This is a genomic window from Acinetobacter sp. ANC 4558, from assembly GCF_002135375.1.
GTDB lineage: Bacteria > Pseudomonadota > Gammaproteobacteria > Pseudomonadales > Moraxellaceae > Acinetobacter.
Window position 1 is genome coordinate 182,317 of the sequence record NZ_NEGH01000005.1, and the last position, 14,135, is coordinate 196,451.

The following is a 14,135-nucleotide window of genomic DNA, read 5'->3' on the forward strand; positions in this document are numbered from 1 at the left end:
ATGTAATTATGCTTGTCGTATGTATTCATATTTTAAGAAGAGTATGATCTATAGCAAATCGACTTTCAAAGTATTCATGATTATGCGCAACTTTCAGCAATAGCTGAAAAATCAATAAAACGCCACTTGTTATAAATTAATCTACTTTTCGTCAATATGGTATTTTTCAAAATCAAAAGGATTAATATTGGTAGAAATTGGCTGATAAGCTTGAGTAAAACTTGGTGACATCCGTTTAGGACGTCCTGATGCAATTTCTATACATGTCCATTTTGTATTTGCTAAAAACAAAATAGATTTATCTTCGGGACGATAGAAGGCATATTGGCGAGATAAGTATAAAGCATTGATATCATCTAACCATGTTCTTAAAATAACGGATTCACCGTCTAATGCAGCTTTTCGATATTGTACATGATGTTCTACAGCCACCATTGCATGCTTTAATTTAAGATATTCCTGCACACCCAAACCTAAATATTCGACATGTGCAGATGCAATATCTTGCATCCACTGTACATAGACCACATTATTTACATGACCTAAAACATCAATATGTTTCGCTTCAACTTGAATTTCCAGATCAAATATATCTGTCATTTTCACTCTCTTTTACAATGACTCTTCATCAGTCTTGTGTATACTATGTTGATAATACCTATCAGTACATGATTAAAACCGCTACAATGAGCGGCTTCTAAATTGACAATATATTAAAAATATTAAGAAATTCTCATTCCAACAATTCCACGAGCGCCTTGTCGAATCAATGTTACTCGTGCTACAGAGCCTTTTTTCAACTCAGAAACAACTTTAATTAACTGTTCTGAGTCTTTAATTTCTGAGTTATTGATTTGAATAATCACATCACCAGGCATAATTCCAGCAGTTGCTGCAATACCACCAGCGCGTACATCTTGGATTAATACGCCACCCTTCGTATCTAAGCGTTCCATCTCAGTCGGTGCTAAATTACGAATAGAAACGCCAAGTACTGGCCCAGCATTTGGTTTAGCGGTATTAGGGCTATTCGCAGGAGTATCGTCTGGAGCTGTGGTTAATGTTGCTGATTTATTCTGACGTTTATCATCTCTTAAAATTTCAAAATTTAAGGTTTGACCTGGTACAGCACGATTTAACGAAGCAAATAACTCAACTGTACTTAAAATAGGCACTCCATTTAATTTTAAAATCACATCACCAGATTTTAATCCCGCTTTATCAGCTGGAGAACCTTGGGTTACTTGAGTGATAAGTGAACCCTCTGGTTTTGGCAATTTATAAGCTTCCGCCAAAGTTCGATCTATTTCTTGTAGACTTACCCCTAAATATGCACGTGTCACTTTACCATTCTTTTTCAATTGATCCGCAACATCCATGGCAACATCAATTGGAATAGAAAATGATAATCCCATATACCCACCAGTACCACTAAAGATACGTGAGTTCACCCCAACCACTTCACCTTTTTGGTTAAATAAAGGACCACCTGAATTTCCAGGATTTAATGCTGCATCAGTTTGAATAAATGGAACGGTTGCTTCACCATGCATATTACGCATTTTTGCACTTACAATTCCCGCAGATGCAGAATAATCAAATCCAAATGGTGAACCGATAGCCAGTACTGGCTCCCCTACTTTTAAATTATCTACATTTCCTGTGCGTAATTCTGGGAAATTTTTCCCGTCAACTTTAAGTAAAGCGACATCCGTGCGTGCATCACTTCCAACGACTGTTGCATCGAGTTCACGGCGATCATTCAGCATAATCGTCACTTTAGATGCATTTTCAATGACATGATGATTCGTTAATAAATAACCATCCTTTCCAATGAAAAATGCACTGCCATATCCTGTTTTTTCTTGTGGTACTTGTTTTTGAGGGATCACCACTTGATTACCAAAAAAACGTTTCAAAATTTCTGGAATCTGTTGTTGAAGTAGCTCTTCCTCTGATAATTTTTTTACTACATTTACACTGACAACTGCTGGGCTGACTTTTTCAACCAAATCTGAGAAATCTACAGGCGTTGCTGCAAAGGTTTGAACCGATGCGATTGTAAAAAATGCCGTATATGCACCTTTTTTCAAATATTCATTACTCATATACTGAATTCACTCAATTTTTTTAATTTAAACAGATCGATATTTATCATAAATAGTATATATCTTACGTAATAATATGTTCTCAGTTTTTTATAAAACAAGCATTTAATATACTGTTCGTTACTTAATCTTCATTATTTTTATTCATTTTAATTGAAAATTTCTTGCCTTTTGCTAAAAAAAGCGGTGTTATTAATAAACATTTTTCAATCCCACCATAGACATGTCCAATTCAACTATTTCTCATGAGTTTGATGTCATTATTGTTGGTAGTGGTGGTGCAGGTTTAACACTCGCACTCTCTTTACCAAATCACTTTAAAATCGCAATCTTAGCAAAATCACATTTAAATGATGCAAGTACATATTATGCTCAAGGTGGCGTTGCTGCGGTACTCGACAAGACAGATTCAATTGAAAATCATATTAATGATACGATGATTGCAGGTTCGCATTTATGCGAATTGAATGCCGTTAAACATACTGTTGAAGGTGGGCAAGCATCGATCGACTTTTTACTGAGTCAAGGTGTGCAATTTACTTTAGATGAAAAAGAACAATTACATTTAACACGTGAAGGTGGTCATTCACATCGACGGATTATCCATGCCGCAGATGCGACTGGAAAAGCCATTTCAACCAAACTCATTGAACGCGCGCGTGAACATCAAAATATTGAAATATTTGAGCATTACATCGCAATAGATCTCATTACGTCTGATAAATTAAAAATTGATGGTCCAAAGCGTGCTATTGGACTTTATGCTTTCAATGAAGCAACCGAAACAGTACATACCTTTTTAGCCCCTTTTACTGCACTCGCTTGTGGTGGTGCAATGAGAGCGTATCTTCATAGCTCAAATCCTGATATTGCAACTGGTGATGGAATTGCAATGGCTTTTCGTGCGGGATGTCGTGTCGCCAATATGGAATTCAATCAATTCCACCCAACATGTTTGTACCATCCTCAAGCACGATCTTTTTTAATTACAGAAGCGATGCGTGGCGAAGGTGCGTATTTACGCTTACCAGATGGTGAAAGATTCATGCTACGTTTTGATGAACGTGCTGAACTTGCACCACGTGATGTCGTTGCACGTGCCATTGATTTTGAAATTAAACGCTTAGGGATTCGATATGTTTGGTTAGATATCACGCATCAATCTGCAGATTTTATTCAAGAACACTTTCCAACACTTTATGAACATTTATTAACTTTTGGGATTGATATTACCCAAGATATGATTCCTGTTGTACCTGCCGCACATTATACCTGTGGTGGGGTCATGGTTGATCAACATAGTCAAACAGACCTCCTCGGTTTATATGCCATTGGTGAAACCGCTTATACAGGCTTACATGGTGCCAACCGTATGGCAAGTAATTCTCTTTTAGAATGCTTTGTATATGGTATGTCCGCAGCCAAACACATTCAAATGCAATTTAAGGAACATACTTTACTTCCTTTAATACCTTCATGGGATGATAGCCAAGTCACCCATCCAGATGAAGACGTAGTCATTTTGCAAAATTGGGATGAACTTCGGCAAACCATGTGGAATTACGTGGGCATTGTTCGAACAACTAAACGTTTAGAGCGCGCTTTGCACCGCATTGAAATGCTCAAAAATGAAATTAATGAATATTATCAAGATTACAAAGTCAGTAAAAATCTTATTGAATTACGAAACTTGGTCATGGTTTCTGAAATGATTGTGCAATGTGCTTTACAACGCAAAGAATCACGTGGTTTACATTTCACCTTAGATTATCCAGATCAAAATCAAACATTAGAGCGAACCGTGCTCATACCACCAAATTTTCAAGTTAAAAAGGAATCAATCCATCCTTAAAATTTAAACAACTCGCCATTAAATTATATCAATCTGATATGGCGAGTTTTATTTTTATATAGTCTTTATTAATTAAAATTCAAATATTGAAGTGCTTCAGAAAAAACCTGATCTGGTATTTGAGTTGCATCTAGACGCTTGATTCGTTCAGGATGTTTTTGCCAAAGTGTTTCATAACCTAAACGAACTTTTTCAAAAAAACTCAACTTTTCTTGCTCAAAACGATCTAAAGCGCCTCGCTCACGCGCACGATTCATTCCAATTTCAATGGGTGCATCTAACCAAAACGTTAAATGTGGCATTCGAGATACAAAGCTTTCATTTAATAAAGCGAGCTTTTCTGGGTTTAAACCACGCCCAGCACATTGATATGCAAAACTTGCATCTGTAAAACGATCACATAAAACCGTTTGACCTTGTCTTAATGCAGGCTCAATGACTTGTGCCAAATGTTGTGCACGTGCAGCATACATGAGCAATAACTCAGTATCATGGCTCATTTGTTCTTGGTGGTTTACAGATAAGAGTAATGAACGAATTTGTTCCGCCATCACAGTTCCACCTGGTTCACGTGTTAATACAATTTGATGATTTTGTTGCTCTAAATAAGCATAAATACGTTGAATAAGCGTCGTTTTACCAACTCCTTCAGTACCTTCAAAGCTAATAAACATGCTTACTCCTTTTTTGATCTTAATACTTGCAAATATTCTTGAACTGCACGGTTATGATCCTGCAAATTTGTACTAAATTTATGCCCACCATTTCCTGTTGCGACAAAGTAAATATTAGCCGATTGATCTGGATGCATGGCAGCCTCAATCGCTCGTTTACTTGGCAACGCAATTGGGCTTGGCGGTAAACCTGAAATAGTATAGGTATTATAATCGGTCGGTGTTCTTAAGTCTTGACGCGTAATCTTACCTTGATACTTATCCCCCATTCCATAAATGACCGTTGGATCTGTTTGTAAACGCATTCCCATATTTAAACGTCTTACAAAAACACCTGATACTTGCTCAAGCTCAGCTTTTACACTGGTTTCTTTTTCTATAATTGATGCCATAATTAACGCTTCATATTTATTTTTATACGGTAAATTTGGCGCTCTATTTTCCCAAGCCTGATCTAAAGTTTTCATTTGACGATGATATAGATCTTGTAAAATCTTTTTATCCGACTCACCTTTTGCAAAGAAATAGGTATTAGGTTCAAATAGACCTTCAGGATGTGTAAATGGAATATCTAAAGCTTTGAGCAATTCATCATTTGATAGATCACTCAGCTCATGTGTTACTAAATCATCTTTTCTTAAATTATTGATTAAATCTTTAAATGTCGTACCTTCAATCACCAAAATACGATTTAATTGTGCATTATCTGCATTTGAAATCATGTCTAAAACTTGACGTATACTGGTTCCTTGGGGAATTTCATACACCCCTGCTTTCAGGGTGTCGTGAATAAAAAATCGTTGGTATAACTTTAAAATAAAAGGAAAATGAGCTTTATCTTCTTTGCTCAGTCGCTCAATAAAAGCTGAATAGGTATCACCATGATTAATGGCTAACATTTGCTTTTTCCCCTCAACAGGGTAACTTTTAAATAAACTCGACCACAATCCCCCCATCATAACAATCACTAAAGTTGTGAGTATCAATAGATAGATTCTGATTGAAAATCGATGAGTTGTCTTATTGGCTTTCTTTTTGACTTTTGACTTGGCTTTGGGCGTAGACATATTAAAAAATCTGATTCAATTGAAGATGATTAAAAAGACGAAGACATGCATGTGAATCTAAACTTCGCTGATCTAGCTGAGTTACGACTCGCATAGAGTTTAATGCATTACAAAAAAATAAACTTTGAATTTTTGGTATTTCATCCACATTCACCAATCTTTGTTCGCAATTTATTTGATAGCGTTGCATTCTCGCTAAAATTTCCGCACGCATCACGCCATGTACACCATTATAGCGAAGTTCAGGGGTAATCCATGTATCATTTATTTGAAAAAAACAATTACTACTAATCCCTTCAACAATAGAATCATGAACATCACAGCTTAATGCTTCTACCCATCCTTTTTGATCGGCTTCCTGTTTAAGCAATACTTGTTCAAGTCGATTTAAACTTTTTAATCCTACTAAATTTGGCATAGATATACCAATACGTTGCTCTAATACACCACATTCGATAAAATCAGGCTGAAATGTCTTCACCTGTTGAGGATAATAAAAAACCCATAAATCAGCATTCTGTTTTGGCAAACTGTAACCACGTTGCCCCTCACCACGACTAATCAAAATTTTTAACGTGCCTTCTGCTAAGTGATGTGCATTGAGTTGCTTTAAAGTTTCCTCAATAAATACCAAATTTATCTGCAAAAATAAACGCTCACATGCCAATGTTAGTCGTGCAATATGTAAATGTATTAATTCAATTTTTCCGTGGCGTATGCGTGCCGTAGTGAAACAACCATCACCATAATGAAATGCACGATCAAACAATGAAATATCACTTACTTTTTGTGCATTTCTAAAACATTGCATAACAAAATTTCCTCAACCATTCGCAATATTGTATTCAGTCTATTTAAATTTTAATATTCATTTCTCTTATTCTTTTTTATTCATATAAAATTCATTTTTTATTATTTTTTTGAAAAAGCATCTAGCGTTATCCTTGCTCCATCTTATAACGTATTTAATAATTGGAATAAGCATGAAAAGTTCAAAATTAAAACTTGGGATCCTTGCAGCAATTATTTCAGCAACTTCCTTTACTGCCACAGCAAAAAGCTTTTTAAATGTCTCTTATGATCCAACGCGTGAATTATATGACGATGTAAACAAAAATTTTGGACTTTATTGGCAAAGTCGTACAGGTCAAAAAATTGACTTTAAACAATCTCATGGTGGTTCAGGTAAACAAGCACGTGCCGTCATTGATGGCTTAGATGCAGATGTCGTGACTCTTGCTTTAGCAGCTGACATTGATGCAATTGCAGAAAAAACTAAATTACTTCCAACAGATTGGCAAAAGAAATTACCTGATAACTCTACACCATATACGTCTACGATTGTGTTTTTAGTGCGTAAAGATAATCCTAAAGGTATTAAAGATTGGAATGATCTGGTGAAACCAGGCATTGAAATTATTACACCAAATCCAAAAACATCAGGTGGCGCACGTTGGAACTATTTAGCAGCTTGGGCGTATGCAAAGAATTTACCAAATGGCACTGATGCATCTGCACAAGAATTTGTACGTAAAATTTATAAAAACACTAAAGTTTTAGATTCAGGTGCACGTGGAGCAACAACGACATTTGCTGAGCGCGGTATTGGTGATGTTCTTTTAGCTTGGGAAAACGAGGCGCATTTAGCTGTGCGTGAACAACCTGGTAAATTTGAAATTATTACGCCTTCAATTTCAATTTTAGCAGAACCGCCTGTTGCTGTAGTAGAAAAAAATGCAGAGAAAAAAGGAAATCTTTATCTTGCTAAAGGTTACTTAAACTTCTTGTATTCTCCACTCGGTCAAGAAATTGCTGCACGTAACTTCTATCGTCCACGTAATGAAGCAGTACTGGCAAAATATAAAAATAATTTTAAACCTTTAAAGCTCGTTACAATTGATCAAGAATTTGGTGGTTGGGCAAAAGTTCAAAAACTGCACTTCGAAAATGGTGGTGTTTTTGACAAAATCGTTGCAGCAAATAGCGCTAAATAATTTTAACAAATCAACATAGGAGCAGCATGATGACACATACTGTAATTGTTCCCGGTGTAGGCGGTAGTGAGGATGCTCACTGGCAGTCTTGGTTACAAAAACAACTTACATCCTGCTCCCGTGTCCAACAAAAAAATTGGAATCTTCCGGTATTACAAATTTGGATAACCGAATTTATAAATACAATTTTAGCGACCAATAATGATAATATTCAGGTAGTTGCACATAGTTTTGGTTGTTTAACAACGGTTGCCGCATTAGCACAACATCCTGAACTTAATCGTAAAATAAACAACTTAGTTCTCGTTGCACCTGCAAATCCAGTACGATTTAGTGAGTCTGGTTTTGCGATTGACGAACACAATAATTATCACGATTATTTTCATCAGCTTCAAATTCGAGTTCCGACCACTTTACTCATCAGTGAAAATGACCCTTGGCTCAGTTTTGTAGATGCCATAGAACTTGCAAAATCTTGGCGTTTAGCACCAGTAAACTTAGGTCAAGTCGGTCATATTAATGTTGCTTCGGGCTTTGGGCCTTTCCCTGAAATTTATAATTTTTTAATTTCAGAAAAGAATATGCAACATATCAATAATTCTGATGACAACAAGTATTTATTTAAATTTGCTTTTTGAGCCCTGCAAATTATGCTTGTTTTAAATTTCATTTTCGCTGGTTACATTAACCAGTATTCTCTCTTTGAGGAGTAGTCATGTCGCAGCGATCCCGAGTGCTGCCTGGATTTGGTCTGTCTCTAGGCTTTACCCTAGCGTATTTATCCTTAATTGTTCTTATTCCACTATCTGCTGTATTTATTAAATCGCTAGGTATTGGCTGGGATGGTTTACTGGAAATTATTTCATCTGAACGTATTATAGCGTCTTTAAGGCTAAGTTTTACAGTCGCAATTATTGCTGCATTGGTAAATGTAGTTTTTGGTTTATTATTGGCATGGTGCCTTGTGCGTTATACCTTTCCAGGTAAGCGTATTGTAGATGCCCTCGTTGATTTACCTTTCGCACTACCTACTGCTGTTGCAGGTATTGCACTTACATCACTTTATGCCTCTACTGGCTGGGTTGGTCAATATTTAGAACCTTTGGGTATTAAAATTGCGTATACCCCATTAGGTATTACACTTGCATTAATTTTTGTTGGACTCCCGTTTGTTGTACGTACCGTTCAACCCGTGCTAAGTGATTTGGAAACTGAATTAGAAGAAGCTGCTTCTGCATTAGGTGCAAATCGATTCCAAATTGTCACTAAAATTATTTTACCTATTTTACTGCCTGCATTACTCACAGGATTTGCGCTGTCATTTGCTCGCGGTGTAGGTGAATATGGTTCCGTCATTTTCATTGCAGGTAACCAACCTTTTAAAACGGAAATCGCACCTTTAATGATTATTTCTCGTTTAGAAGAATATGATTATGCAGGTGCAACAACGATTGCTGTTGTGATGTTGGTCATTTCATTTGCAATCTTGTTTTTGATTAACTTGCTGCAAGCTTGGGCAAGCCGTCGTACAGGGAGATCTGCTCGATGAATACAAATAGCAATGCTTTAGCTGAAAGACTTCAATCTCGTGATGCAACTCGAGAACCTAGATGGGTTCGTAACTTACTGCTCATCATCGCGTTAATTTTCTTTTTAAGTTGCTTAGTTTTACCTTTAGTGCTGGTTTTTGTAGAAGCATTTAAACAAGGGATGAGTGTTTATTTTAATGCTCTAATACAACCAGACACATTATCTGCGGTTAAGCTAACTTTGCTCACAGCCGCAATTGCTGTTCCACTGAATGTCGTTTTTGGTGTTGCAGCTGCATGGTCTGTTGCAAAATTCAATTTCCGTGGTAAATCAATTTTAACCACCATTATTGATATGCCATTTTCAGTATCACCAGTGATTGCTGGTTTAATGCTAGTACTTATTTTTGGTACTCAAGGTTGGTTCGGTGATTGGTTACAAGATCATGATATCAAGATCTTATATGCTGTTCCTGCAATTGTCATTGCAACAATTTTTATTACTGTTCCATTTGTCGCACGTGAACTTATTCCACTTATGGAAGCTCAAGGCACAGAAGAGGAAGAAGCGGCTATTGTACTTGGCGCCTCTGGTTGGCAAACCTTTTGGAAAGTAACACTCCCAAATATTAAATGGGGTTTAATTTACGGCGTCATTCTTTGTAATGCACGTGCAATGGGTGAGTTTGGTGCAGTATCTGTTGTATCAGGTCATATTCGTGGAGAAACCAATACACTTCCACTCTATGTAGAAATTCTCTATAACGAATATACCTTTAGTGCAGCGTTTGCAGTCTCTTCACTCTTGGCTTTTCTTGCAATTATTACCCTTATTTTAAAAACATGGGTTGAAGCACGCCAAGAAAAGCAAGACAAACGTAACGAAGATTCAACAGTTTCTTAAGGAATGACATCATGAGTATTCAAGTAAAAAATATTGAAAAAAACTTTGGTGCATTTCATGCACTTAAAAACATCTCTTTAGATTTTCCAGATGGTCAATTGGTTGCCTTACTTGGCCCTTCTGGCTGTGGTAAAACAACACTTTTACGCATTATCGCAGGTTTAGAATCTGCAGATAGTGGACAGATCATTCTTGAAGGACAAGATTCTACCAATGTTCATGTACGTGAACGAGAAGTTGGTTTTGTCTTCCAACACTATGCTTTATTTCGTCATATGACCGTATATGACAATATCGCTTTTGGTTTACGAGTTCGCCCACGTTCAACACGACCTTCAGAAGCCGAAATTAAAAAACGAGTCACTCGTCTACTTGACTTGGTACAACTCGGCTTTTTAGCAGATCGTTACCCTGCACAACTTTCTGGTGGTCAACGACAACGTATTGCTCTTGCACGCGCCTTAGCAGTAGAACCACGAGTTTTGCTTCTTGATGAACCTTTTGGTGCATTAGATGCAAAAGTTCGTAAAGAGCTCAGACGCTGGCTTAGAGCATTACATGACGAGCTACATATTACCTCTATTTTTGTGACACACGATCAAGAGGAAGCATTAGAAGTTGCAGATCAAATTATTGTCATGAATAAAGGAGATGTAGAACAAATTGGCTCTCCACGTGAAGTATATGAAAAGCCAGCCACACCATTTGTCTTTGACTTTTTAGGTCAAGCAAATCGTTTTGAAGGTATCAATAAAAATGGTATTATTCAAATAGGTGAAGATAATATTCAATTAACAAATACACAAAATATGCCGCAAGGTGACGTCATTGCATTTGTTCGACCAAATGAATTACGCATCCTTTCTCAGCCACAGCAGAATACAATCCAAGCTACATTTTTACGTGAACTTTGGATTGCAGGAAAAGTCATTGCTGAATTAAATGATCGTCAAGGTAATTTAATTGAAGTTTCTTTAACTCCCGAAGAATCTAAATTGCATCAATTCCGTCCCAACCAAACAGTTTGGTTAAGTGCAATAAACTTGCATTTATTCAAAAATCAAGTCGCATAAGGCTTTTAAATGGAGCGAAAGCTCCATCCTTTAAGGAACACAGGTATGAATTTCCAACAACTACGAATTATTCGAGAAACAGTTAGACAGAACTTTAATCTTACCGAAGCTTCAGCTGCACTTTACACGTCTCAATCTGGTGTGAGTAAACATATCAAAGATTTAGAAGATGAGTTAGGTGTTCAGCTATTTATTCGTAAAGGTAAACGTTTACTGGGTTTAACCGAACCAGGTCTATCATTACTTGGAATCGTAGAACGAATGTTGGTAGATGCTGACAATATCAAACGACTAGCCGATGATTTTAACCGTGTCGATGAAGGTACTCTGACCGTAGCTACAACACATACACAAGCACGTTATGTATTGCCTCCTATTGTCAATTTATTTAAAAAAGAGTTTCCTAAGGTACATTTAATCTTACAACAAGCAAGTCCAGTTGAAATTTCAGAAATGCTTTTACAAGGCGAAGCTGACATTGGTATTGCCACTGAATCTCTAACCACTGAAGATAATCTTGCCAGTGTTCCTTATTATAATTGGCAACATAGTATTATTACGCCACAAAATCACCCACTTGCTTCAAAATCAAGTATTGGTATTGCAGATTTAGCAGAGCACCCTATCATTACCTATCATGGTGGTTTCACAGGTCGTTCTAAAATAGATACCGCATTTGAAGATGCAGGTTTTGATGTTGATATTGTGATGTCAGCACTTGATGCCGATGTCATTAAAACTTATGTTGAATTAGGTATGGGGGTTGGTATCGTCAACAATGTTGCTTATGATCCAGAACGTGATTATCGTCTAAAACAAATTCAAACGGATATTTTTGGCATAAACACAACATGGATTGCTGTAAGAAAAGGTCATTTGCTTCGTGGTTATGGGTATGAGTTTATTTCATTATGCTCACCAAAGACAGATATCAAAGCCTTAAAGAAAATGGCGTACCCTGAAGATTAATTAAAAAGGCTATCAAATTGATAGCCTTTTTTATATCTAAACGCGTATCTGAATTATATATTACCAAAAAATGGTTATACCAACTTTAGCCACTGGAGTCCATGCATACTTCTTTTTCCCTGCAAGATATTGAGCTTCATTACGAACTGCTTGTTGAAATTCTGCTTGACGACCATCAGCCACTTGACCAGATGCCTTTAGCCGAACTGTTGGATTTCTCGAATAATAAGCACCACCCTCTGCAAATACGCCCCAATTTTTACCAAGTTTTGGCGAGTAACCTAGACCAACATAAGGGGCAAGGGTCTTTTTATAATCTAATTTACCCTCCACTTTTACACCACTAATAGCCGTAAAACTTATACGGTCTACTGAAAAGCTTTGTCCTGCCTCAACACTACGCTCAAGCTCACGTTTACTATCAATAGATGCAACACCAGCAGCAATATAAAATGCTTCAGACCAATTATTTTTACTTCCACCCCATGGATGAATTTCTGTGTTTAAATAAATAACTTCATTTTTCACATCTTGATCATAACGAGAACCTTTTACATTAAGGTCATCACTACCTGAAATATTTCCACCGTTATATCCTAAAGATACTCCTACATATGGATTTACTTTCCATTGAATCGCACCACCATAGCCAGTGATCCCCCCCTCAACCCTTATGCCTGTAGGAATAACATCATCTGAAGTTCCATTATCGTCTGTCGCAGCGATTGCACCAGTTGCTAGTGATGTTAAAACTGTAGCAGCTAGAAGTGACTTCATGGTTTTCATTCTTTTCTCCAAAAATCAAAAGTATCTTTTATCTCAACCCATACAATAATATAATTATCATTTATCTTATAAAGATTAATATAAATCACAAGTTTTAAGAATAATACCAACTAAAGTGGAACAATCAAGATATTATTTAGATTTTCTTAATAATTTTTTAGTTATAAAATATAGTCGATACAACGCTATTGAATAAAATGTATTACTAAACCTTATACGTTTGATAAAATTTGAATCGTTTATGATAAGTATAAATAAACACTACAGGCTCTATTGAATGATCTATGAACAACACTTGCTAATTTCAAAAAATATAGTAACCATATAAAAAAAGACCATCTAAAGATGGTCTTTTAATCACTAGATGACTTGCTTACCAGTAAAGATTTACACCAACCTTACCTACTGGTAACCACTCATATTTTGTTTTATTTGCAATGTTATATGCTTCATTACGTACTGCTTGATGAAATTCCTCATTAACCACTGTACCGCCAACAACAGTACCTGTCGCTGTTAATGTCACACTTGGATTACGCGTATAATAAGCACCAATTTCTCCAAATATACCCCAATTTTTATTGAATTTAGGTGCATAACCTATACCCACATATGGTGCAAATGAATTATTGTAATTTAACTTACCATCAATTGTGACTTTACCATCAGCTTTAAAACTTTTGTTATTAACAGAGAAATCACGACCTGAATGTACTTCACGATCAATATCATATTTATTATCTAAGTAAGCCACACCAGCTGCAATATACGCCGCTTGTGCCCATTTATTATCGCTAGCACCCCAAGGATGTATTTCAGCATTTAAATAAGTTGTTTTACTTCGAGTTTCTAAATCGTAAGTTGAACCATCAATTTTCAGATCGTCTGACCATGAAATTTTCCCGCCATTATAACCTAAAGCAATTCCAACATATGGATTAGCAGTCCATTGAATTGCACCACCGTAACCTGTAGTGCCTACTTCAGCTCGTACACCTGTCGGAATAAAAGAAGCTTCTGAAGAGCCATCATTAATTACACCAGCCATTGCTGTTGATGCCATTGCAGCAAGTGCAGAAGTTACGAGCATTACTTTTATTGCTTTCATTCAAATTTCCTCAAAATTTATAAATCGATGTTGTTCTATATATATTTAATATAAAAGATATCTATGAAGAG

At 36.3% G+C, this 14,135-nt stretch carries 14 protein-coding genes; 7 read left to right on the top strand and 7 right to left on the bottom strand.

Annotated elements, in window-relative coordinates; all coding sequences use genetic code 11:
• Window positions 1-141: 141 nt before the first annotated feature.
• Entirely contained in the window at window positions 142-600 is a 459-nt protein-coding gene (locus B9T31_RS08220; RefSeq protein WP_086181468.1) for an acyl-CoA thioesterase, read from the bottom strand.
• 122 nt (window positions 601-722) lie between these two features.
• On the bottom strand, window positions 723-2,108 hold the full coding sequence (locus tag B9T31_RS08225; protein WP_086181469.1) for a Do family serine endopeptidase: 1,386 nt from the start codon (window positions 2,106-2,108) through the stop codon (window positions 723-725).
• Window positions 2,109-2,331: 223 nt separating this feature from the next.
• On the opposite strand from B9T31_RS08225, the gene nadB reads away from it, so the two are divergent.
• A complete protein-coding gene (gene nadB, locus B9T31_RS08230) occupies window positions 2,332-3,960 on the top strand; it encodes an L-aspartate oxidase (protein ID WP_086181470.1) in 1,629 nt (542 codons plus the stop codon).
• Window positions 3,961-4,028: 68 nt separating this feature from the next.
• Here the strand turns inward: nadB and tmk are convergent, their stop codons facing one another.
• Genes tmk through pabC form a run of 3 tightly spaced genes read right to left on the bottom strand, consistent with a single transcriptional unit; the run spans window position 4,029 to window position 6,512 of the window.
• Window positions 4,029-4,634 carry a dTMP kinase gene (tmk, locus tag B9T31_RS08235; RefSeq protein WP_086181471.1) on the bottom strand — a complete coding sequence of 202 codons (606 nt, stop codon included), beginning with the start codon at window positions 4,632-4,634 and terminating at the stop codon, window positions 4,029-4,031.
• A gap of 2 nt (window positions 4,635-4,636) precedes the next feature.
• The gene (gene mltG / locus B9T31_RS08240; RefSeq protein ID WP_086181472.1) at window positions 4,637-5,701 is read right to left on the bottom strand and encodes an endolytic transglycosylase MltG; all 1,065 of its coding nucleotides are present in this window, start codon (window positions 5,699-5,701) and stop codon (window positions 4,637-4,639) included.
• 1 nt (window position 5,702) lies between these two features.
• Entirely contained in the window at window positions 5,703-6,512 is an 810-nt protein-coding gene (gene pabC, locus B9T31_RS08245) for an aminodeoxychorismate lyase (protein WP_086181473.1), read from the bottom strand.
• A 172-nt stretch (window positions 6,513-6,684) separates the two neighbouring features.
• Here pabC and B9T31_RS08250 point away from each other — a divergent pair, with 172 nt between their 5' ends.
• From B9T31_RS08250 to B9T31_RS08275, 6 genes are all read left to right on the top strand, one after another.
• Entirely contained in the window at window positions 6,685-7,695 is a 1,011-nt protein-coding gene (locus tag B9T31_RS08250; RefSeq protein ID WP_086181474.1) for a sulfate ABC transporter substrate-binding protein, read from the top strand.
• A gap of 29 nt (window positions 7,696-7,724) precedes the next feature.
• Window positions 7,725-8,333 (top strand): alpha/beta hydrolase, encoded by a 609-nt coding sequence (locus B9T31_RS08255; protein WP_086181475.1) that lies wholly within the window; start codon window positions 7,725-7,727, stop codon window positions 8,331-8,333.
• A 77-nt stretch (window positions 8,334-8,410) separates the two neighbouring features.
• The gene (gene cysT / locus B9T31_RS08260; protein ID WP_086181476.1) at window positions 8,411-9,244 is read left to right on the top strand and encodes a sulfate ABC transporter permease subunit CysT; all 834 of its coding nucleotides are present in this window, start codon (window positions 8,411-8,413) and stop codon (window positions 9,242-9,244) included.
• Entirely contained in the window at window positions 9,241-10,128 is an 888-nt protein-coding gene (gene cysW / locus B9T31_RS08265; RefSeq protein WP_086181477.1) for a sulfate ABC transporter permease subunit CysW, read from the top strand. Before cysT ends, cysW begins: the two co-directional genes overlap by 4 nt.
• Window positions 10,129-10,139: 11 nt before the next feature.
• A complete protein-coding gene (locus B9T31_RS08270; protein WP_086181478.1) occupies window positions 10,140-11,201 on the top strand; it encodes a sulfate/molybdate ABC transporter ATP-binding protein in 1,062 nt (353 codons plus the stop codon).
• A 45-nt stretch (window positions 11,202-11,246) separates the two neighbouring features.
• A complete protein-coding gene (locus tag B9T31_RS08275; protein WP_086181479.1) occupies window positions 11,247-12,170 on the top strand; it encodes a CysB family HTH-type transcriptional regulator in 924 nt (307 codons plus the stop codon).
• Between the two features lie 60 nt (window positions 12,171-12,230).
• Here the strand turns inward: B9T31_RS08275 and B9T31_RS08280 are convergent, their stop codons facing one another.
• A complete protein-coding gene (locus tag B9T31_RS08280) occupies window positions 12,231-12,956 on the bottom strand; it encodes a hypothetical protein (RefSeq protein ID WP_086181480.1) in 726 nt (241 codons plus the stop codon).
• A 373-nt stretch (window positions 12,957-13,329) separates the two neighbouring features.
• Window positions 13,330-14,064, bottom strand: a complete 735-nt coding sequence (gene carO / locus B9T31_RS08285; protein WP_086181481.1) for an ornithine uptake porin CarO — start codon at window positions 14,062-14,064, stop codon at window positions 13,330-13,332.
• Between the last annotated feature and the right edge of the window lie 71 nt (window positions 14,065-14,135).

Excerpts from the sequence above, each read along its gene's own strand:
- B9T31_RS08225 (WP_086181469.1), bottom strand. The coding sequence starts at position 2,108 with ATGAGTAATGAATATTTGAAAAAAGGTGCATATACGGCATTTTTTACA.
- B9T31_RS08280 (WP_086181480.1), bottom strand. The coding sequence starts at position 12,956 with ATGAAAACCATGAAGTCACTTCTAGCTGCTACAGTTTTAACATCACTA.
- pabC (WP_086181473.1), bottom strand. The coding sequence starts at position 6,512 with ATGCAATGTTTTAGAAATGCACAAAAAGTAAGTGATATTTCATTGTTT.
- cysT (WP_086181476.1), top strand. The coding sequence starts at position 8,411 with ATGTCGCAGCGATCCCGAGTGCTGCCTGGATTTGGTCTGTCTCTAGGC.
- nadB (WP_086181470.1), top strand. The coding sequence starts at position 2,332 with ATGTCCAATTCAACTATTTCTCATGAGTTTGATGTCATTATTGTTGGT.
- tmk (WP_086181471.1), bottom strand. The coding sequence starts at position 4,634 with ATGTTTATTAGCTTTGAAGGTACTGAAGGAGTTGGTAAAACGACGCTT.
- carO (WP_086181481.1), bottom strand. The coding sequence starts at position 14,064 with ATGAAAGCAATAAAAGTAATGCTCGTAACTTCTGCACTTGCTGCAATG.
- cysW (WP_086181477.1), top strand. The coding sequence starts at position 9,241 with ATGAATACAAATAGCAATGCTTTAGCTGAAAGACTTCAATCTCGTGAT.
- B9T31_RS08220 (WP_086181468.1), bottom strand. The coding sequence starts at position 600 with ATGACAGATATATTTGATCTGGAAATTCAAGTTGAAGCGAAACATATT.
- B9T31_RS08250 (WP_086181474.1), top strand. The coding sequence starts at position 6,685 with ATGAAAAGTTCAAAATTAAAACTTGGGATCCTTGCAGCAATTATTTCA.
- mltG (WP_086181472.1), bottom strand. The coding sequence starts at position 5,701 with ATGTCTACGCCCAAAGCCAAGTCAAAAGTCAAAAAGAAAGCCAATAAG.
- B9T31_RS08255 (WP_086181475.1), top strand. The coding sequence starts at position 7,725 with ATGACACATACTGTAATTGTTCCCGGTGTAGGCGGTAGTGAGGATGCT.
- B9T31_RS08275 (WP_086181479.1), top strand. The coding sequence starts at position 11,247 with ATGAATTTCCAACAACTACGAATTATTCGAGAAACAGTTAGACAGAAC.
- B9T31_RS08270 (WP_086181478.1), top strand. The coding sequence starts at position 10,140 with ATGAGTATTCAAGTAAAAAATATTGAAAAAAACTTTGGTGCATTTCAT.